The organism is Psychrobacter sp. NPDC077938, from assembly GCF_044542635.1.
Taxonomy (GTDB): Bacteria; Pseudomonadota; Gammaproteobacteria; order Pseudomonadales; family Moraxellaceae; genus Psychrobacter.
Window position 1 is genome coordinate 96,981 of the sequence record NZ_JBITUW010000004.1, and the last position, 21,463, is coordinate 118,443.

Annotated in this window: 18 protein-coding genes and 1 pseudogene; 13 read left to right on the top strand and 6 right to left on the bottom strand. The window is 41.8% G+C overall.

Features of this window, described 5'->3' with window-relative positions:
- The first annotated feature begins 50 nt into the window (after positions 1 to 50).
- The 9 genes from mutL to radA all read left to right on the top strand — a co-directional run bounded on the left by mutL (position 51) and on the right by radA (position 9,695).
- Positions 51 to 1,823, top strand: a complete 1,773-nt coding sequence (mutL, locus tag ACIGBM_RS08330) for a DNA mismatch repair endonuclease MutL (RefSeq protein ID WP_397477418.1) — start codon at positions 51 to 53, stop codon at positions 1,821 to 1,823.
- 82 nt (positions 1,824 to 1,905) lie between these two features.
- Positions 1,906 to 3,072, top strand: coding sequence for a tRNA (adenosine(37)-N6)-dimethylallyltransferase MiaA (gene miaA / locus ACIGBM_RS08335; RefSeq protein ID WP_397477419.1), 1,167 nt, complete (start codon positions 1,906 to 1,908; stop codon positions 3,070 to 3,072).
- 327 nt (positions 3,073 to 3,399) lie between these two features.
- Positions 3,400 to 3,927: an RNA chaperone Hfq gene (gene hfq, locus ACIGBM_RS08340; protein WP_397477420.1), complete on the top strand. Its 528-nt coding sequence runs from the start codon at positions 3,400 to 3,402 to the stop codon at positions 3,925 to 3,927.
- Positions 3,928 to 4,146: 219 nt separating this feature from the next.
- Positions 4,147 to 5,139 carry an SIS domain-containing protein gene (locus ACIGBM_RS08345; protein ID WP_397477421.1) on the top strand — a complete coding sequence of 331 codons (993 nt, stop codon included), beginning with the start codon at positions 4,147 to 4,149 and terminating at the stop codon, positions 5,137 to 5,139.
- A gap of 77 nt (positions 5,140 to 5,216) precedes the next feature.
- A complete protein-coding gene (locus tag ACIGBM_RS08350) occupies positions 5,217 to 5,783 on the top strand; it encodes a KdsC family phosphatase (RefSeq protein ID WP_397477422.1) in 567 nt (188 codons plus the stop codon).
- Positions 5,780 to 6,364: an LPS export ABC transporter periplasmic protein LptC gene (gene lptC, locus ACIGBM_RS08355; RefSeq protein WP_397477423.1), complete on the top strand. Its 585-nt coding sequence runs from the start codon at positions 5,780 to 5,782 to the stop codon at positions 6,362 to 6,364. The genes ACIGBM_RS08350 and lptC overlap by 4 nt, the downstream gene beginning before the upstream one ends.
- 89 nt (positions 6,365 to 6,453) lie before the next feature.
- Positions 6,454 to 7,011 carry a lipopolysaccharide transport periplasmic protein LptA gene (lptA, locus tag ACIGBM_RS08360; protein ID WP_057760441.1) on the top strand — a complete coding sequence of 186 codons (558 nt, stop codon included), beginning with the start codon at positions 6,454 to 6,456 and terminating at the stop codon, positions 7,009 to 7,011.
- Positions 7,012 to 7,154: 143 nt separating this feature from the next.
- Positions 7,155 to 7,865: an LPS export ABC transporter ATP-binding protein gene (gene lptB, locus ACIGBM_RS08365; protein WP_379544987.1), complete on the top strand. Its 711-nt coding sequence runs from the start codon at positions 7,155 to 7,157 to the stop codon at positions 7,863 to 7,865.
- 393 nt (positions 7,866 to 8,258) lie between these two features.
- Complete coding sequence (gene radA / locus ACIGBM_RS08370; RefSeq protein WP_102094543.1) at positions 8,259 to 9,695, top strand: DNA repair protein RadA; 1,437 nt, start codon at positions 8,259 to 8,261, stop codon at positions 9,693 to 9,695.
- 162 nt (positions 9,696 to 9,857) lie between these two features.
- Here radA and ACIGBM_RS08375 read toward each other — a convergent pair.
- Both ACIGBM_RS08375 and rodA read right to left on the bottom strand, forming a co-directional pair.
- Positions 9,858 to 10,199, bottom strand: a pseudogene (locus ACIGBM_RS08375) (septal ring lytic transglycosylase RlpA family protein); the annotation flags it as partial.
- Positions 10,200 to 11,302: 1,103 nt separating this feature from the next.
- Positions 11,303 to 12,445, bottom strand: coding sequence for a rod shape-determining protein RodA (rodA, locus tag ACIGBM_RS08380; protein WP_057760433.1), 1,143 nt, complete (start codon positions 12,443 to 12,445; stop codon positions 11,303 to 11,305).
- A gap of 276 nt (positions 12,446 to 12,721) precedes the next feature.
- Here rodA and ACIGBM_RS08385 point away from each other — a divergent pair, with 276 nt between their 5' ends.
- Together ACIGBM_RS08385 and ACIGBM_RS08390 are read left to right on the top strand one after the other, a co-directional pair.
- The gene (locus tag ACIGBM_RS08385) at positions 12,722 to 13,666 is read left to right on the top strand and encodes a D-Ala-D-Ala carboxypeptidase family metallohydrolase (protein ID WP_397477424.1); all 945 of its coding nucleotides are present in this window, start codon (positions 12,722 to 12,724) and stop codon (positions 13,664 to 13,666) included.
- 268 nt (positions 13,667 to 13,934) lie between these two features.
- Positions 13,935 to 14,510, top strand: a complete 576-nt coding sequence (locus tag ACIGBM_RS08390; protein WP_397477425.1) for a hypothetical protein — start codon at positions 13,935 to 13,937, stop codon at positions 14,508 to 14,510.
- A gap of 146 nt (positions 14,511 to 14,656) precedes the next feature.
- Here ACIGBM_RS08390 and ACIGBM_RS08395 read toward each other — a convergent pair whose 3' ends face one another.
- The 3 genes from ACIGBM_RS08395 to ACIGBM_RS08405 form a co-directional block, all read right to left on the bottom strand.
- Positions 14,657 to 16,234 carry a M16 family metallopeptidase gene (locus ACIGBM_RS08395; protein WP_397477426.1) on the bottom strand — a complete coding sequence of 526 codons (1,578 nt, stop codon included), beginning with the start codon at positions 16,232 to 16,234 and terminating at the stop codon, positions 14,657 to 14,659.
- A gap of 67 nt (positions 16,235 to 16,301) precedes the next feature.
- The gene (locus ACIGBM_RS08400) at positions 16,302 to 17,798 is read right to left on the bottom strand and encodes a M16 family metallopeptidase (protein WP_397477427.1); all 1,497 of its coding nucleotides are present in this window, start codon (positions 17,796 to 17,798) and stop codon (positions 16,302 to 16,304) included.
- A gap of 65 nt (positions 17,799 to 17,863) precedes the next feature.
- A complete protein-coding gene (locus tag ACIGBM_RS08405; RefSeq protein ID WP_397477428.1) occupies positions 17,864 to 18,013 on the bottom strand; it encodes a hypothetical protein in 150 nt (49 codons plus the stop codon).
- Positions 18,014 to 18,784: 771 nt separating this feature from the next.
- Here ACIGBM_RS08405 and ftsY point away from each other — a divergent pair.
- Both ftsY and ACIGBM_RS08415 read left to right on the top strand, forming a co-directional pair.
- The gene (gene ftsY / locus ACIGBM_RS08410) at positions 18,785 to 19,696 is read left to right on the top strand and encodes a signal recognition particle-docking protein FtsY (protein WP_227526712.1); all 912 of its coding nucleotides are present in this window, start codon (positions 18,785 to 18,787) and stop codon (positions 19,694 to 19,696) included.
- Positions 19,697 to 19,750: 54 nt separating this feature from the next.
- Positions 19,751 to 20,317, top strand: coding sequence for a methylated-DNA--[protein]-cysteine S-methyltransferase (locus ACIGBM_RS08415; RefSeq protein WP_397477429.1), 567 nt, complete (start codon positions 19,751 to 19,753; stop codon positions 20,315 to 20,317).
- A gap of 80 nt (positions 20,318 to 20,397) precedes the next feature.
- Here ACIGBM_RS08415 and ACIGBM_RS08420 read toward each other — a convergent pair whose 3' ends face one another.
- Positions 20,398 to 21,147 carry a YebC/PmpR family DNA-binding transcriptional regulator gene (locus tag ACIGBM_RS08420; RefSeq protein ID WP_102091781.1) on the bottom strand — a complete coding sequence of 250 codons (750 nt, stop codon included), beginning with the start codon at positions 21,145 to 21,147 and terminating at the stop codon, positions 20,398 to 20,400.
- Positions 21,148 to 21,463 lie beyond the last annotated feature (316 nt).

The window sequence follows — 21,463 nt, forward strand, 5'->3', positions numbered from 1 at the left end:
GATATCTAAATTACACCAATCGCTACTTTCCAAAAATATGACATCTATCCATGCCAGATAATCATCCTAATACCCGTATTAAAAAACTATCGCCGCTGCTAATCAATCAATTAGCAGCAGGTGAGGTGGTGACACGTCCAGCAGCAGTGGTCAAGGAGCTGCTTGAAAATGCCATCGATGCTGGTGCGACCAATATTGAAGTGCGCATCACTCAAGGCGGTATGGGCCTGATTGAAGTGGTTGATAATGGGGTCGGCATTCATCCTGATGACATGATCATGGCCATTACCCGACATGCGACCAGTAAGGTTGCTGACGTTGCTAACTTGCATGGTATTACGACATTGGGTTTTCGCGGTGAAGCGTTAGCAGCGATGGCTGCTGTCTCACGTTTGACCTTAACCAGTAGTCATGATGAGAGTGGTATTGGCCGTCAATTACAGGTCGCTGGCGTATTAGATGATACACCGAAACTGTTGCCAGTTGTCCATAACCGCGGTACCACGATTGTCGTAAAAGATTTGTATTTTAACGTGCCTGCCCGCCGTGGCAACCTAAAATCTATTGCTACTGAGTTCGGTCATATCGAAACCATCGTTCGAGAAGTCGCACTGGCGCGTGCCGATGTTGCTTTGACACTTTTTCATGACAATAAGCAACGTCTATCATTATCTGCAAGTGCTACGAGTATTAGTGGTAACAATGACAATAATAACAGTCGCTTGCCACTGCCGCGGTTGGAGCAAGCAACGGGTATGGCATTGACAGACAATGCATTAGCAATATCGATAGATTTGTCGAGTCTGGTGCAGTCGTCTGTATGGTACGATGATAGCAATGTTAATCAGGCAGCGATTAGTGGTTGGTTATGGCCGCTACATCATGACAAATCTGACTTACCCAAACTGATTTATGTAAATGGCAGACTGGTAAAAGAAGCATTGATTAGCAATCAGATACGTCAACTGGCACAAGGTGCGCAGCTAGCAGGTATGGGGTATGCACTGTATTTTGATTTACCAACGCAATGGTTGAATATCAATGTACATCCATCTAAACAACGTATCAAAATCAGTCCATTGAATAATATTATGGCGCACTTAGGCCATACAGTTCGTACGCAGTTGAAAACGATTGATGTAGCTAAGTTTGGGTCTGAGTCTACATTTATACCTACGATAGACGCTGACAGCCAATACAAATCTGCGGAACGGGCAAGTAATGATGTTCCTATAAGTCGTTTGTCTGAAATACCCATCTCGAGTAGTCAGTCTAGCAATAACCGAAGGCAGAATAATCAAGTAGAATCTACTAGACAGTCTTATCAGACTACTGCAAACCAATCATCTTCAAATAATCCTTTATTGCAAGAGTCAGTGCAATCTCATATCAATGAGCGGTCAGACCAAAGTAACAACAGCTCGTCACATTATTCCGTTGTAGCAGCTACTTCTGTCTCTTTACTAATTTGCTTAGATATTATTAACGATTTAGAAGCTGTTGGTATTGACTCAAGCACAGATGATAGAAGTCTACCTTGGCTATTATTTTATCACCAAGGGCAGTGTGTATTGATAAGTGCTAAAGACTGGCAGCTTAAACTAAGCCAGTTATTTGAATCACTTACCTCTAGTCAGCAAGTATTCAAAAAAGATAGATTGCCAAATAGTGCTACTGAGGTTAATCAGCAACTTACAACGGTCAATGCGCAAATGTCTGCGCAAGATTCAATGGTTTTCGTGAATGATCTTACTGAAATAATTATGAACAATGCTATTAAAGCGATAGACAGTCACTACTTAGTAAAGCTAATGCTATCCTGAATATCTGAAAATAATTACAACATCTTAAAGCAATTAAACCAATCGATATCTGAGTTATCCATATATTATGAAAGGCCACTTTATGCAACATTCGTCTGATAGCATCTCTCACAAGCTGGCGGATAATAGCGTGGTTTGTCTTATGGCACCAACTGCTAGCGGCAAGACGTCACTGGCGTACGAGCTATACGATACAGGTCGTTTTGAATTAATTTCTGTGGACTCAGCGCTGATATATCGTGACATGAACATTGGCACAGCCAAGCCAACAGCGGCTGAGTTGGCGCGTTATCCACATCATTTGGTCGATATCATTGATCCTATGCAAAGCTATAGCGTGGCTGAGTTTGTCAGTGACGTTGCCCGTCTTATTGACGAATGTCATAGAAATGGCAAGATACCATTATTAGTAGGCGGCACCATGATGTATTACATGGCGCTACTCGATGGGTTGTCTCCTGTGCCCGATAGCGATGACAGCGTACGGGCGCGCGTAGAGCAGTGGCGTCAAGAGAAAGGTATTAGCGCTCTATATGATTATTTAGAGAGTATAGACCCTATAAGTCATGAGCGTTTGAATGCTACTGATACTCAGCGTATCACGCGAGCAGTTGAAGTTTATCTACAAACAAATATTCCAATAAGTGACTGGCAGCGCAAGCCAAAGCAAGCATTGGCACATAATCCGAATCAGCAATGGCATGCGCTATCGGTAATGCCAGATCGCCCATGGCTACATAATCGTATCGAACAACGTCTAGATATCATGTGGAATGAAGGGCTAGTGACTGAAGTCATAGACTTACTAAAAAAGTATCCGCTCACGCCTAATATGCCTTCGATGCGCTGTGTAGGCTACAGGCAAGTACTAGAATACTTGGTGCATATTGATCATCCGATATTTGATGAGACTCATCTAGATAAAGCTCAATTTTATGAAGCTTTTGGAAAGCATACAGCTGTCAACGGAGAAAAAGAAATCTCAGATAATGTTGCTCAGTCAGCTGCTCAACCAAACATGGCTAACCAAGAGACCAAGGCGCTTGCTTGTCAGGAAATGCAAAATAAGGCATTATATGCTACAAGGCAGCTAGCAAAACGTCAGTACACATGGCTAAGAAAGGTAATGCAATTGCCTAGCGCATCATCAAATGGCATAGCAGAACCTGAGAGTGGGACTGATGCTAGCAGTCGTATGATATTACAAACGTTTGAAACCATGGCCGAAGCACGAGAGTACTTGTCTTAAGGCGCAATGATAGCTAACACAATTAGTTTCAAAAATTGACATAGATAGCTGTTATAATTTAGCTCAGTGCGTTGAGCACTGTTATGTTGTCTGGTTTATGAACTTTTGTAGGCAGAAATCATTAACGAAACAACTAGTTACTTAATTATTTACAATAATAACGTATTCGCGATAAAGTGGAATCACTTAAGAGCAACGAATATTTATTTAGATACGTTTTATAAAGAAAACACCTTATTGTATCTACCTTTTAGCCATTATAATTAAATTAACACTTAAAATAATTGGCACTCAAAACATAACTATATAATATTTAGGAGAGATTTCATGTCAAAAGGACAAACTTTACAAGATCCGTTCTTGAACTCGCTGCGCAAAGACCGCATTCCTGTCTCTATTTTTTTGGTAAATGGTATTAAATTACAAGGCCAAATTGAATCATTTGATCAATATGTCGTTCTCTTAAAAAACACAGTGAGCCAAATGGTATATAAGCATGCCATTTCAACAGTCGTGCCAGCACGTAACCCACGTAGTAGCACAACGACAGGTACAAGTGCTCAGCCTCAGAGCGCAGCACCGACTGGATATCAAGGCGGTGGCTTTGAACGTGGTAGCAACCCTGCTGCTGGCGGCTTTGAAGAGCGCGGATTTGCATCGAGTCGTAGTGGATTTAATCGTGGTGGTTTTAGCCAAGGTCAGGATCGTGGTTTTGAACGAGGTAGTTTCGGTCAAGGTCAAGAGCGCGGGTTTGAGCGTGGTGGCTTCGGCCAAGATCGTGGGTTTGATGCCACGGCAGATAATGCAGGCTTTGAAGATAAGCCAAACGACGGTTCTAATGATAGCAATAGCTAACGTATTGAATTAATCGAGCTTGTTGTCTGAAAAAACATTAAGACATGATTTATTCGTTTAAAACCTGCTGATAATAGTGGGTTTTTTTTGTATAAATAGCAGCAAGCTCTTTATTCAGTATAAAGCACTATATTAGTGTAGATTTTGTAGACCATTACTAATATGAAACATAGTGTAGTAAAATAGCGTATTGATTCATTATAAAAATAGAGCGGATTCATGAGTGATACCAAAAACAACTTAACCCATGAGCAATTTATTACCACTGCTATCGAGGCCATTAACACAGAGATATCTGCGTTAGCACTGCTAACAGAGCAGATTGACGACAGATTTGCACAAGCATGTGACATCATTTTGACTTGTAAGGGTCGAGTGGTAGTCACGGGCATGGGTAAGTCAGGGCTAATTGGACGCAAGATTGCAGCGACCTTTGCCTCAACTGGTACGCCTGCTTTTTTTATGCATCCTGGTGAAGCAGGGCATGGCGACTTGGGTATGCTGGTAAAGGGTGATGTGCTGCTTGCTATTTCAAACTCAGGTGAGTCAGATGAAATCAAGATGCTACTGCCAGTTGTCAAACATCTAAATATCCCTCTCATCAGTATCAGTCGTGATAAGCGCGGTATGTTGCCACGAGCAGCTGACATTGTATTAACGCTTGGTCAGTCGCAGGAGGCTTGTCCACTTAATCTAGCGCCTACCTCCAGTACGACGGCTACTTTAGCGCTTGGAGATGCGTTAGCGGTTGCTTTAGTACATGCACGTAATTTTACTTCTGAAGATTTTGCATTATCGCATCCTGCTGGTGCCCTGGGTCGTCAGCTATTAACGCGTGTTGAAGATTTGATGCATACCAACTCAGAAGACTTGCCTTTGATTCATCAGCAAGCCCCATTGCAACAAGCTTTGTTTACTATGTCTGCCGGACGATTGGGCATGACAGTAGTGACTGATGATGACAATAAGGTCGTCGGGGTATTCACAGATGGTGACTTGCGCCGAGGGTTAGAAAAAGGCATCGACCTACAAACGCCAATGCATGAAGTAATGGTTAGCAATCCACGCCATATCAGTAAAACGATTCGTGCGTCAGATGCGCTAAGTGTCATGAATGAAAGTGGTATTAGCCAGTTATTGATTATCGATGATGAAGATCGTTTAGAAGCTATTATTACCGTGCATGATTTGCTACAAGCTGGGGTCAAATAAGGTTTGTGAGTTGCCGTTGAAATAGTTAAGCTATATAGAATAACGCTTCGAAAATAAATATTAAAAAGAGACAAATAATGCAGGACTTGATACAGAAAGCCGGACAAGTAAAACTATTGGTCATGGATGTCGATGGTATTTTATCCAATGGTCAAATTATCTATGATGCCAATAGTGTTGAGACCAAAGCGTTCTCAGTACAGGATGGTGTGGGTGTTAAGTCTTTAGCCCGTTACGGTATTTTGACAGCCATTATTACCGGTCGTAGTAGTGCAATGGTGAATAAGCGCGCAGCAGAAATGGGCGTCAAACATGTGGTGCAAGGCCGTGATGATAAGCTTGTTGCGCTAAACGAGCTACTATCGTCTCTAGATCCTGCTTTGAATATTACTGCTGCCGACTGTGCCTATATGGGCGATGATTTACCAGACATTAAGGCGATGCAAACAGTAGGATTTGCAGCAACCGTACCTAATGCGCATGCTGAAGTTATCAAGCGTAGCGATATGGTAACGACTCGTGCTGGCGGTACTGGTGCAGTGCGCGAGATATGTGATCTTATCTTAAAAGGTCATGGACATTATCAAGACTTTATCGCGCATTACACGCTTGATGAGGCGCAAACTCAGGATAAACAGTCGTGAATACACGTTTCTTAATTGTATTAGCCTTAATTATTGCCGGTATCGCGGGTTGGTTTTTTCAGCAGCAAGGCGACGTAACGCCGCCAGTCAACATTGAAACGACAGATGTCGATTACGAAGCCACCGATATTAAAGCCGTACAGACCAATGAGCAAGGCGAAACCGAATACGAGCTTACTGCTGAATCTTTGACACATAATCCTGAGACCAATCAGGATGAAATGTCAGGCATTACCATGAATTGGGAGCCATCTGCAGAGCAACGCTATCGTATTCAAGCGGGAAGTGCAGCCATTAGTCAACAGACAGGGGAGCTTAGTTTATCAGGTGGATTTACACTGGTGAGCGAAGGCAATAAGAGTACCCCTGATATCGAACCGATAAAAGTGACTGGTAGTACGCTAAAAGGTAATACGAAATCAGGCAAAGTATACAGTGATGCGCCTGTGAAAATCGAACAAGGCATGAATCGATTTGAAGCCTCTAGTATGACTGCCAATCTTGAAACGGGTGAGTACGAATTTGGCCAAGTTGCTGTTGCCTTTTCTCCATCTGAACGCCAAGATAAAGCATTATTTTAGTCAAAGTCTTTCTTATTTACTGTGTTAAAAAATAGCAGCTAGCATAAAGTTTGCAAATCCTACCACCTATTATGAAATGAGTTATTTATATGAAACTTAAATTTTTGCCTACTTTACGCGCATCATCACTCTGCTTGCACAAATTGCGCGCACTGCCAATGGTGATGTTATTGGCGCTACCGCTATATAGTCACGCACTGCCATCAGATTCTAATCAGCAGATCAAATTACTAGCGGATAAAGCCACTTATAGTGAGCGTACTGGCGTGACCAGTTATGCAGGTAATGTCATTATTACTCAAGGTACGTTTAAGATGACGGCCGATAACATCACGGTCAATCTATCTCAGCAGCGTAGCATTAACTCAGCGGTAGCAACTGGCCGTCCAGCGACTATGCAGCAAGTAGTCACGCAAGAAAAGGGCTTGGCAAAAGGGCAGGCTAATAAGATTGACTACAACGCAGTGTCTGGGATTATTACGCTAACTGGCAATGCAAAACTGGTTCAAAATGGTGCAAGCTTCGCTGGTAATGTTATCCGTTATAGCCTAAAAGCAGGTGATGTTGAAGCGACTGCTGGTGGCAATCAGCGCGTTGAACTGGTATTCCCGCCTAACAATGGTACAAACCAAAGTGGCGTACGTTAATCTAAATAAACAGGCTATGAGTAAATAAGTCTGCCTTTAGCAATGCTTAAATTTTGTGAAAGTAAGAGTAAGTTATGAGCGATGATAAAAATCTAGACCTATCGGCATCAAACACCAATACGGCGCCTGTCGCTCGATTGACTATGCAGAATTTAGGCAAGCGCTATGGAAAGCGTTGGGTGGTCAAAGACGTGTCGTTTTCTGTCGAACAGGGTCAAGTCGTTGGACTGTTGGGGCCTAATGGTGCTGGTAAAACGACTAGCTTCTATATGGTGGTGGGACTGGTCAATATGGATAAAGGCCGTGTTACGCTAGGTAAAATGGATTTATCTAAATACGCAATGCACGAGCGAGCGCGTGCAGGTATCGGCTATCTACCGCAAGAGGCATCAATCTTTCGTAAATTATCTATTGAAGACAATATCTTAGCTATTTTACAGACTCGCACAGAATTAAGTAAAGCTGAACAGCAGCAAGAACTTGAAAAGTTGATTGGCGAGTTCCATTTAGAACATGTGCGCAAGTCTCAGGGTATGAGCGTGTCAGGCGGTGAGCGTCGACGCTGTGAGATCGCGCGAGCATTGGCCGCTGATCCTAAGTTTATCTTATTGGATGAACCTTTTGCGGGGGTAGATCCTATCTCTGTCGGCGATATCAAAGACGTTATTTTGACGTTAAAAAATCGCGGCATTGGTGTTTTAATCACTGATCATAATGTTCGAGATACATTAGCTATTTGCGAAAAGGCTTATATCGTATCAGAAGGCGCTATCATTGCAGAAGGCACTTCGGCTGAAGTGTTAGAAAATGATTTAGTAAAATCTGTTTATCTAGGTAAAGACTTCCAAGTATAAGTTAGAACGTTAAGTTGCTTATCTCATACTCTATTTTATATAGTGCGCTCAAAACAAAAAGGTGCCGTTAAAGTAGAGTTATGCTGGTATGGATTTTCCTTACTTTCTATGCACTCTGCTTTCCAAACGCTGCGTAAAATTTATACCAACAGTTTTGTATTTTCTGATTAACTAATAGATCTGGTTAACACTATTCTATATAGAGCCTGTAAGCCAGTTACTATTTATATCTACAATTAATATCTCTACAATTAACATCATCCTCTTTCAAGTACAGCTTGCAAAACCAATGGCTGACTTATCATAACAAATATTTTTGAATCAGCGCTTATAAAGCGTGACAATACTTTCTTCATTATTCTCGATTGATCCTCTGAATAAGGCTTATAAGCTATGGCAAAAAATAAAAGCAGCTATGTCTGTCAGCATTGCGGTGCGCATTTTGGTAAATGGGCTGGGCAGTGTACGGATTGCGGGGAATGGAATAGCTTGGTTGAAGCCCCAAATGTCAGCATGCCACATCACAATAAAAGCACCGCGAAGCCCAATAACGCACGAGCTGCTACTCGTGGTACCAGTGCGCCAGCTGGTAACTACTCTGGTACTCACAGTGCTGTCATGCCGCTTAATGCAGTAAGTGTGACGCTCGACACGCGCCTACCAACCGGTATCAGTGAGTTCGATCGCGTACTCGGCGGTGGACTAGTGGCAGGTTCTGTGGTGTTAATCGGTGGTGATCCAGGTATTGGTAAATCAACGATCTTGCTGCAAACAGCGACAAATATGGCACGTGCTGATTCACTAGCAGGTAGTGCGTTATACGTGACGGGTGAAGAGTCACTTGCACAGGTGGCCATGCGAGCCAAACGTTTAGACTTGCCTGCTGATAGACTGCGTGTACTGGCCGAAACTAACGTAGAAACTATCTGTGCTGCATTAACGCAAGAGCAGCCAGCCATTGCTATTATTGATTCTATTCAGACTATCTATACGGACGCTATTAACTCTGCACCAGGTGGTGTCAGTCAGATTAGAGAGTCTGCTGCGATTTTGACTCGCTATGCTAAGCAAACAGGGACAGCGCTGTTTTTAGTAGGACATGTAACCAAAGAAGGTACGTTAGCAGGTCCGCGAGTATTGGAGCATATGGTTGATACCGTACTTTATTTTGAAGGCCAGTCTGACTCGCGTTTTCGTATGATTCGTGCGGTCAAGAATCGCTTTGGTGCGGTTAATGAACTGGGCATCTTTGGTATGACTGATATGGGGCTCAAAGAAGTCGCTAATCCATCAGCGATATTTTTAAGTCGTTACGATAAACCTGTTGCTGGATCTGTGGTGATGGTCAGTCGTGAAGGTACAAGGCCATTGTTAGTAGAAGTGCAAGCCTTGGTCGATGATTCACAAGGTTCGCCTAGAAGGATGGCGTTGGGTCTAGATTTCCAACGTTTATCCATGTTACTAGCAGTGATGCATCGTCACGGCGGAATACATACCAGTGGACAAGATGTCTATGTCAACGTCGTTGGTGGTGTCAAAGTCATAGAGACAGGGTCTGATTTGGCCGTACTGTTGGCCTGTGCTTCAAGTATTAAAGAGAGAGCATTACCATCTTCATTAGCCGTATTCGGCGAAGTTGGTCTATCGGGCGAGATACGCCCAGTACCTAATGGACAAGAGCGCCTGAAGGAAGCGATGAAGCATGGGTTTAAGCATGCCATCATTCCAAAGGCCAATGCACCTGCTAAGGATGCGCCTCAGTTTAAGGGTATCAATGTGATTGCTGTTGAACGACTTGATGATGCTATCGAAAGCGCATTTGAGTTATAAGGTATATAGAACTAATAGTACTTCGTTTTGAGTAGCTTAGTCGCTACTATTAGCCTAGAGCGATAAATATAAACCATAAAAAAAGCCTAACTAATTATTAGTTAGGCTTTTTTTGCTATATGGGCTAGCAATATTATTGGTCTCTAAAACCGATACATAAAATTAAGGTCCTGCAACACGCTCAATAGCAACGTTACCCACGCCTTTACTCGTAATACCGAGTTTTTTAGCAGCACCATAAGATAAATCTAAAACACGGTTACCATGGAATGGGCCACGATCGTTCACTTTTACCACGACACTTTTGCCATTGGTCTTGTTAGTAACTTTGACATAACAGTTCAATGGTAATGAGCGATGCGCTGCAGTTAAGCCGTTCATATCAAAAGTTTCGCCACTAGCAGTCTTGCGACCATGAAACTTACGACCATACCAAGACGCAAGGCCAGTTTGCTTAAATTTGCTGACAGAGTTAGAGGCAACAGCTGTTAAGCGCTCTAGTACGTCTTCATCATTGGTGACTTGTGTCGTATCATTGGCTAACAATGAGCTGCTAAGTGCCAATGAAGTCGGCTGACGAGCTGACTTTACCAAACTTGATGCACCATCATGTTGACGGCTTAATTCACCAAGTACACGGTCAATGTGGGAGGCGTTATCTTGCGAAATCATAGCAAGTGTGGTCTTTGCTTCTACAGCATTTGCATTGGTAGCGACTGCAGAGCCAGCAAATAACATTGCTGACATTGTAAGTAAACCAGATAAACGCTTGTTCATAAATACCTCTATAACTTATACATCAAAACCTAACTCTAAATATTTTAGATTGAGCATGGCATTAATCTATTGTTTTCATATTGATTAATACGTGGCTCTTATAGATATTAATATATGGTAATTTTTCATTTCATTATCATCAGTGTTCAGCAGAAATAGAGCTAAAGTGACTGACGATACGCTTAAATGATAGTTAGCGATAAGCATTGAATACAAAGTCCAAAATCAGGACTGAGTGACAATGTCACTATATGTCGTATTTACATGATGTGTGATATACAAACTTCTTTAGAATGCTACGTTAATAAAAGGTTCAGAGGACATCGCGTATCGCTTTGTTATCAAACCGTTAATTAAGTAGTGTATTTGAAAGTCTGGAATCTACAAGATGCTAACTATACGGCTACGCTACAACCTAAATATATTTAAATGCAAAGTTTATTAGTAGCTATGTACGGGTTATGTATCAGAGTACAGTAAAACGAGGTTAACGCAATTTTTTGTAAAAAACAAGGAATAAAATCTTTCTGAACTTATAGGTGGTTAACTAATATCGGAAATTACGTCAATTTTCTAGTAAAAATAATGGGCGCTAAAACGAACAATTATTTCAGATTTGTAACTATTATTATCTATACGAACATAAATTATATGAAGATCATTAAAATAAAAAAGCCATAGCGCTAAGAATAAAACTCTTCTTCGCATTATGGCTCATTGTCTTTTATCAAATCATTAGTAGTACAAAACAATTTATCTCAATGGTACTACCACAATTATTACAAGGACTTACTCGAAAGATTATTTATACAGAAAATACCTTATCCCAGTTAGCCAGATTTATGTGTATGGATAGACATGAGTAAGCCAAATCCTGCCATCAGAGTCACGATAGCCGTACCACCATAACTAATGAATGGTAGTGGAACACCTACGACAGGCAAAATACCGCCAACCATGCCGACATTGACGAATATATAAACAAAGAAAGACATAGCAATAGCACCAGCCAACAATCTGCTGTAAACGTCAGGATGGGTGAAAGCGATATATAGGGCGCGTGACAAAAGGCAGAAGTAAATGAACATCAGTAGCATTACACCGAGTAAACCAAACTCCTCGGAGAAGGCGGCAATAATAAAATCAGTATGGCCTTCTGGCAGAAAATGTAGGTGTGATTGTGTGCCTTCTAGATAGCCTTTTCCAGTGAGACCACCAGAACCAATGGCTGTCTTCGATTGAATGATGTTCCATCCAGCGCCTTGTACATCTGCTTCAGGATTAAGGAGTGTCAATACCCGTGTACGCTGATAGTCGTGGAGTAAAAAGTTCCAAGCAAAAGCAATAAATGGTACAGCTAAAATTACAGCAGCAGAAATCAATCGCCATGAAAGGCCCGCTAAGAAAAGCACAAATATGCCACTAGCAGCGACCAGTAGTGATGTACCAAGATCTGGCTCTTTAGCAATCAATAGCACCGGTACAATGATTAATGCCAAGGTAATAGCAATGCTAGACGCTGACGGTGGCAAATCACGCTTAGATAAAAACCAAGCACACATCATTGGCATACCCAGCTTCATAAACTCTGAAGGCTGCACACTACCGAACCCAGGCAAATTGATCCAGCGCTGAGCACCCATACGTACTTCACCGATAATATCTACCAATACCAATAATATAAGCCCTAAGACATAAAATATGGGCGTAAAAGTACGATAGAGACTGGGCGGTATCTGCGCCATGGTAAACATTACAGCAAATGCCACCCCATAGCTGACCATTTGGCGAATGACCATACCAATATCTTGGCTGGCGGCGCTGTATAGAATCGTCAGACCAATGCAACAAACCGTCAATAACAGTAAAGTTAGCCATGGGTCGATATGAATACGTTGCCATAGTGTCGGTGCATGACCTTGACCCAAATGATGGCTTTGACGTGAAAAACGATATTGCGGGTTAGAAGACATAGGCAGAATTTGGCTAACAATTGGTGTAGGAGGGAAGTACTAACTAAATTATCTCATTGTAAATAATGATGAGAATCGTACTAAAAAGTACCGACTTTAATACAATTATGCGATGGCTATATCATTCACAAATAATAATAAAGTCACTCAATTATAAAAGTTGTAAGGATAAGTGTTAATTATCAATATTGGACTTCAAATTAGAAGCGATAGTTTAGCCTGCTTGTTGAAAATTTGATAGTATCGATAAAACGTTTTTAGCGGTAGTTTCTTGCAATGATAAAATCAAAAACCCATGCGTATAGGCAAATTTGCCAACCTATTATCACCCTTATCCTATGTGTTGGCAGTGTCGGTGCTCATGCCGTTATTATCAGTGACGATAGTGAACACCGTATTCAAATACGTCAAAGTAGTGGTACAAGCAATAACAGTAATGCGTATATAACGCCATCTACTAACAGCTCAAATCAGCGTCCTGGTGTCACCATGTTGAGTGGTGCGAATGCATCAAATGGCGACAGTATGCAAAACTTGATTGTACAAAAACAGCGTGATTTCGATATTGATGCTAGGTTGTCCATTGAAGAAAACAAACGTGTGAATGTAGTGAGACGCGGTACTTATAGTACAGCAAACAACACCTATAATGGTGCTTATAACGATTCTATGAATATGGACTTTAACGCGTGGTTAAATAGCAATAGCTATCGTGCTAGACAAGTAGCAGAGTACGAACGCTATCTCAGTGCAAGAGTCGGGTCGCAGAATGTACCGCCATTGTCTCAACTGCTGACGACTGCCCGTAGTTGGAGTAAATGCGGATATGAGCCGTATCAATTGCCGCCTCAGGAGTTATGGTCTAACATTGTACCAACATTGCGCCTTTATAGTGAGTTGAAAAACCAAGGTATTTTACCACTCAGCAGTGAGATACGTTCGGTATATCGTAACCCAGGTTTGAATGACTGTGCAGGCGGGGCAGACGGTAGTAAGCATATGAATGCAAGTGCTATGGATATCTGGGTGCCTGAGTACGAAGACAATTTATGGCGCTTGAGTACCATGCATGATGGATTATGTCAGTTTTGGCAGTATCAAGGACAGCCTTATAACTTTGGCTTAGGATTATATGCGACAGGGGCTATTCATTTAGATACTGATGGTTATCGCAAATGGGGATTCAATCACGCTAGTAGTTCTTCTTCTTGCCGTTATTAATTGACTTGTCAAGAATCGAAAGTTCGAATAAATATAAAGTTAGCCGAGATAACGCTAGATATATATTCATTTTTATATATACTATTCCGGTGTTTACTAAAAATAATAATTTTGTAATTATTTGGTAGGATTTATAGGCTAGACGCATGAGTTCATTAAAAATTTGTTTGGTCTTTAAAAACTATGCTTTAATAATATGTGTTATCAATCGCCTTTATATTTTCATGGCTTATAAAGAAAACCACCAAATTTACTTTAAGCGAAAACTATGAAAAATCAGCGCTCGACAATGAAAAGCTATCATAAATTAAATAACGAGAAACAAAGTTTTTTGCACTCTAACTATATGTATGGTGCTTTGTTTACTTCTGCACTTATGTCGGTATTGCTGATTAGTGCGTGTAGTACAGAGATGTCCTCTGAAAACAATATGATAGTGACGGATAAGGCTGATAGACATATACAAAGCTCTAAAGAGATAGAAGATAGTATCAAGAACTCTTATGCTCGTTTGGCCTCTAAGCGCTCTGATGTCTGTCCAAAATTAATTCAAGAAGAAACAGGTAATCAGGTTATTGAACGTATATCAGAGGTCATGGTAAATGACTACTGTGATTATTTCTTATATCCGCGAGAAGGTCAGCGCCTCAATGTTAAAGTAGATAACCGTCAAATAGAAGCGCTATTAATTGTGCCGACGCTACATAATTTTGCTAATGGTAATTATAAAGTGACGTCTTATGATAAGCACGTTATCCGTTTGAGCTATAACGGGGCCAGCCATAAGCCTGAGCATTTTGTCTATGATGTTACGCTAAAAATTTCTGATGCCAAGTATTCTTAATACTAAGCATTCCTAATATGTTACTTCTTATTTAAAGATTATAGCCGTTCAAATATTAATGGACATATTATAAGCAGTATTCTTTACCACTCATAATACGTCCATTGGATTGATAACGCTTATTTCTAAAATGGCTTCCTAGCGATTTATTTCTTACTGGTTTTCTTTACAGTTTTCTTGTCTTTCCAAGGGTCTTCTTGCCCAACCGTAACTATCAAAAAGTTATCAGGCTTTAGCGTATCTCGCATGGTTTGATTGACCTCTGAAAGGGTGACTTGATCAATGCGATTGGTATAGTCAGCTAAATAATTATTCGGTAATTGGTAAAAGTTCATCATTCCGAGTAAGCCGTTAATACCAGCATTGCTCGCAAATCCCATCGGGAAGCTATTTTTCAGATTATCTGTAGTTAAGCGCATCTCATCATTAGTGATACCTTTGTCCAGCGTTTCGTTGATAACCGCTAAGCTTGCATCAATGGCCGCACGCGCCTTGTCATTACGTGTCGAAAAACCAATCTGGTAGGGACCTCGAGAGAGCATCGGATTCATTGAGCCCGAGATTCCATAAGTATAGCCAAGATTTTGTCTCACCTCCGTCATTAGCCGCGCATTAAAATCACTGCCTGCCATGACTTCGTTTCCAACAGCAAAGTTGGTCTGCTGCTGCTGTGCTATTGGGTCGGTAGCTCGTTTGCTACCCAGCTGTCCCATAAGGACAGTGGTTTGAGTGCTTGGAAATGGAATATGAACGTGCTGCGCTTTAGTCAGCGGTTTTGGCTCAGGTAAGTCAGTGGCAGCTTGGCCAGTAGGTAATTTAGCAGTGATATCTTCTGCCAGTTTTTTGGCTTGTTCTAATGTCAGGTTGCCGGTCATAGCAACAGACGCGTTTGCTGCTACCAGATATTTGTTTTTAAAGTCTATCAGTTGTTGCTCTTCAATCGTAGGAACGCTTTCTAGTGTGCCGACTGATGGATGCGCGTAAGGGTGAGTACCGTACAAAGCATCGTTGAAAGCGATACTTGCTAAGCTATTAGGATCTTGTTTTTGTTGCTGCAGGCCTACCAACAGTCTTGCTTTATTGCGAGCTAGAACTTGCTCGTCAAACGTAGGCTCACTTACCATCTGTGTCATTAAATCAATGGCTGGCAGGAGATGCTTATCATCAGATAAGCTACGCAGTGAAACGATAAACATATCCTTATAGGCGCTACTGCTTAGATTGATGCCCAACGTTTCCACTGCACGTGTAAATGCGTTTTCATCTAGACTTTTGGAGCCCTGTTCGAGCATCGTCGCTGTCATATTAGCAATACCAAAACCATCCTTTTTGATACTACCATCACGCGCGCTACCAGCATTAAAACGCAAATCCACATCGACGATTGGCAAGGTGGTCGTTTGTACAAACATAACAGGTACGCCAGACTTGGTCTCAAACTGTTGAATGGTCGGTACGGTGACTTTTAAAGGTTTGTCATCGTCTAAGCTGGTTAGCTTAGATAAGGCAGCAATTGGTGCACTTGTATCGACTGCAGCAGGTGCGCGGTAATCTTCAGCAGCTGTTGTATCAGCTTGAGCAGTAGTAGCCAAGACGCTAAAAGCAAGAATTACGCTAGCACTGAGGTAGGTTCGCTTTTTAGATGCGATAGTGCTGCTTACAGAAGATGAAGCAGTCTTAAAAGATTTTTGTCTTACTTGATAGTCGTATTTATTATGAATCATGAGTTTCTTCTTATTAAGAATACGGTGTTATGGTCATTTCTATGAGAAGTTTGATAATAGGCAGCTACTATTTCGCTGAGGTTTTATTGTCTTTAGGTGGCACGACATGCATCACCGTTAAGTTGTCCTTGACCAAATACTGTTTACTAGCAGCCTGAATATCAGCCACACTGATACCATCGAGCTTAGTTGGCAGTTTAGCAAGTAATCTGTCATCTAGACCGATAGATTGTAACGAGCCAATCATACGTGCCTGTCCTTCCATGCTATCTTGCGCATAAATCAAACCAGTAACCGTATTGGTCTTGGCGCGACTGATTTCATCATTGGCAATAGGATCGGTTTTTAGCTTTTCTATTTCCGAAGTTATGGCTTGTTGTGCTTGCTCTAAGCTGACGCCTTCACGAGGTGTTGCTTGAATCAAAAACAGCCCATCTCCGCGATCTAGTAAGTCGTAAGAAGTACCAACCGTGGTTAGAAGACCTTGCTCACGTATTAGTCGACTCTCTAAGCGTGCAGATAAGCCGCCATCGAGCACATCTTGCGCAAGTGACAGGGCATAAGCTTGTTTTTCATTGTTGGTACCTGCTGTGGCAAGGCTTGGCACGTTGTAACCCATCAGTAGAACGGGCACTTGTACGGCTTGCTCAGAGTCTACTTTTTGATAACCATGGAAGCCTTTTTGAGTCACAGAAGTACGTTTGGGTAGGTTGCTTTTTTCTAAATCACCGAAGTAACGTTTGACTTGAGTGAGTACTTCCTGTGGTTGCACGTCGCCGACGATGACTAACGTTGCATTATTTGGTGCATACCATGTCTTATACCAGTCCTTTAAATCTGAAAGTTTAATCGATTCTAGCTCGTTCATAGGCCCAATAACAGACTCACCCTTTGGACTGTCAGGTAAGGCTAGCAGACGAAATGATTCATACGCTTTGGCAAGCGGATTGTCATCAGTACGTTGGCGACGCTCTTCCATAACCACTTGATGCTCTTTGGCAAATTCTTTGTCATCGAATATAAGGTTTTTCATGCGATCTGCTTCAAGCTCTAGCGCTAACGGCATACGATTGGCAGGGAATAGCTCATAGTATCCGGTATAGTCATAGCTGGTAAAGGCATTGTTGACGCCGCCAAACTTAGCAATTAGCCGCTCATAATCATCACTAGAAACATTGGTGGTGCCCTTAAACATCATGTGCTCGAGTAAGTGAGAGATACCACCTTTATCAAGAGGCTCATCTGCCGAGCCCACTCGGTACCAGATTTGTGTCATAGCGACTGGGGCACGGTGGTCTTCTTTTATGACGACTTTTAGACCATTTTCTAACTGATATTCATGTCGACCGGACATGTCCATTGTCAACTCAGACGGCTGAGTGTCTTTGCTCGTTTTATTTTCATTTGATATATTTTGAGCCAAGCTATCGGTTGTGATTGAGCTTATCGCAGTTGCAGAGTGAGTAGGCATCGTATTGGTTTGACATGCAGCAAGTGACGTTGCTACTGCTAAGGCACAAGCAACGCGTAATGGCGCAGCTGCTAGAGGTAAAGACAATGGCATGGTATGGTCTACTTATATAAAATAATAATAGAAGAATTAGATGCTAATCATAGTGATAGATAGCGTTACAAAGAGGTTTGAGCACCAACCATAACGCTAGCAGTCGGTCTAAACTCTTGCGTCGTAGTGCAACCCGTCACCAATATAGTCGTCGTTAATAAAACAGCCACACTTATGCTGCTAATTTTCTTATATTGCTTAGATAATAATGACATAACGGATTCCTAATAAGTATTTATCGAATAAGTCTTGGTAGAGTAGGCGAAGTATGACAAGTAACAGGTCAGAATTTTGTGTCTAAACCTTAAGCAAAACTTTCTCAAATCATCGAGTGATTTTTTAAACAGATCAATTTTGACGATAGTCTAATAGGGTAAGGGCTGAGCATGACTTGAATTATGCTAAAATAGGTCAAAATTAAGAATCATGTCGTTCGTAGCCAGATGACAACCTATAAATCCATTAACAATAAACAAATAATTGATCGTGATAACTTTTAGGGCAAACTTATGAACAACCCAAACAATAGCAACCGCGTAGTCATTAACCTTGATGCTGGTCTTGATGACTTAGATGACGATTATATTACCTTACCCAGTCTACCGGTGCAATCTGTGCCCATTATTGATGAAACAGAGAGTGTTGCTCCACAAAAGGACAGTACGGTAAACCAAGACGTCTCTAGCAATGACGCTGCAGACAATATTGCTTTAGCGACACCAATTGTTATGACAGAAGAGCATAACGTCCCTAAGGGTAACTCTGAAAGCTTTTCAAGCGCTACAGAGACAGCCGCTACAAGTCAAACTAATACTGCTTCAACCATTCCTGCTATGCCGTTGCAAGAGCAATTGGGTGATACGCCAAGTGTAAACCCAGTGGCTGACAGCGATACAAAGGCAGCTACTACCAAAGAGCCTGCTACAGAGTCACAAGAGATAAAAGAGATAAAAGAAAATAAGAAAAAAGGCAGCTGGTTTAACCGTATGAAAACGGGCCTCAGCAAGTCACGCAAAAACTTAGCCGAAGGCATGGTCAGTATCTTAATCGGTGGTAAAGAGATTGATGACGAACTATTAGAAGAAGTCGAAGATCAGCTATTGGTAGCCGATATTGGCGTCAACGCGACGAACCGTATTATCAAGAGCCTCACCGAACAGACAGATCGTGGTGACTTGATCTATGCTCATTCTTTATATAAAGCATTGCAAAGTGAACTGGTTGATATCCTCACACCAAAAGTTGAGCCATTGGTGATTGATACTAGCAAAAAGCCATTCGTTATATTGGTAGTAGGTGTCAATGGCGTAGGGAAAACCACAACGATTGGTAAGCTTGCCAAGCGTCTACAAGGTGAAGGCAAATCAGTCATGCTGGCAGCGGGTGATACGTTCCGTGCGGCAGCTACTGAGCAGTTACAGATTTGGGGCGAGCGCAATCATATTCCAGTAGTGGCGCAAGGTCATGGTTCTGACAGCGCTTCTGTCATTTTTGATGCGATGCAGTCAGCCAAAGCAAAAAATATCGATGTGCTCATCGCCGATACTGCGGGACGTCTGCAAAACAAAACGCATTTGATGGCAGAATTAGAGAAGGTCGTACGTGTCATGCGTAAAGCGGATCCAAGTGCTCCGCATGAAGGTATGATTGTGCTAGATGCTGGCACGGGTCAAAACGCTATCAACCAAGTTGAGCTGTTTAATAAAGTTGTGCCACTGACAGGTATTACTATTACTAAGCTAGACGGTACTGCTAAAGGTGGTGTGGTGTTTAATATTGCCGAAACGACAGATGTGCCTATCCGCTATATTGGTGTGGGTGAGTCGATTGATGATTTACGTTCTTTTAGTCCGAAACAATTTGTCGCCGCTTTGTTCGAGACCGATGATAAAGAATAAGAGAGCCAGTTTTATCTGGTAAATCATTTTTAAAAGAATAGGGAAGTAGACGCTATGATAGTTACCACAGCAGCCTTTGGGTTACATCGATTAACACTGATTGCTCGTGTCAATGAGCATGGTCAGCCTATGCTCGTTGAAGCCAACTGGCTGCTGGCAGGTAACTCATGGCATAGCTCAAAATCTGTACCTAAACTTAAAAAGTACTATGATCTGACAGATGAAGACTTTACCTTTATAGATAAAAATAGCCTAAGCATGAATGAACCTGCTCAAGCATTATTGATAGAAACGATTTTCCAACTCAAAGACTATGCTGATGGTAAACGTAAGACATTGGATTTGCCTTTAGATTTCTCTATGGGTACTGAGTTTCAGCAAAGAGTATGGCAGGCACTGCAAGGTATTGAGTATGGCGAAACCATCAGCTATGCCACACTCGCGCAGCGTGTCAACAGTCCAAAGGGGTTTCGTGCGGTCGCGCAGGCCAATGGCAAAAATCCTTTTAGCATTATCGTGCCTTGTCATCGAGTAATTGCAAGCGACGGTAAGCTCGGTGGCTATACAGGCGGGCTAGATAAAAAAGAGTATTTACTAGCACTAGAAGGAAGTTGGACGTAAAACTGAGTCTGGAGCTATCTTAATAAAAAAGGGCCAAATACTTTTAGTATCTGGCCCTTTTTACTGAACAATTAATAAGCTTATGCTTCAAGCTGAGCCATGACGTCAGCAGAGAAGTTCACGTTAGTATAAACTTCTTGCACATCATCAGCATCTTCTAGCATATCAATCATCTTCATGATCTTTTCAGCATCATCGACATTGTCGATCTCAGCCGTGGTAGATGGTGACATAGTGACCTCGGCGTTGTCAGAAATAAGACCAGCCGCATTAAGGGCATCTTGGACTTGACCGAAACTTTCCCATTCAGTAATAACAAGCAAGCTTTCGCCATCATTTTCGATATCAACGGCGCCCGCATCTAGTGCAACGAGCATCACTTCATCTTCTAAGCTGACATCGTTAAAAGTGATCTCGCCACGTTTAGTGAATAAATACGCCACTGAGCCTGATGTGCCAAGATTACCATCATTCTTGGTAAAAGCATGACGTACTTCGCTGACAGTACGGTTAAGGTTATCCGTCATGGTTTCGACCAATACAGCCACACCACCGACACCGTAGCCTTCGTAACTGACTTCTTCCATGTTTTCATTATCACCGCCGCCTGTACCACGGTCGACAGCTCGATTAATCGTGTCGCGCGTCATATTGACGGATAGGGCTTTTTCGATAACGGCACGTAAGCGTGGGTTTTTGTCAGGATCGGGATCGCCTTGTTTGGCAGCTGAAACGATTTCACGAATAATCTTGGTAAATATCTTACCCCTTACTGCATCCTGACGGGCTTTACGGTGTTTAATATTTGCCCATTTTGAATGGCCTGCCATATAACATCCTTAAGTTCTACGTACTATTTTTATGGGTAAAAAGAGTGATTAACAACAACCTTCGATACCTGCTTGCCTGATTTTATACTATCATTACTTTGTCTATTTGAGGTAGTAGCGCTACTGGCACGTTAACGATTTGTATGTTGTTGAGAGTGCTTTTTTGCTACACTGTGGCAACTTATAGATTGTATTCACTGTGATAGGTGAGCGATATTATAAACCAGTTTTAGCCATTTTGACCAACTTGCCCTTATCCATCACATTTTAAGTCATTGCGTGCTATCAAGCCATTGATTTTATAAAGTACTGATTC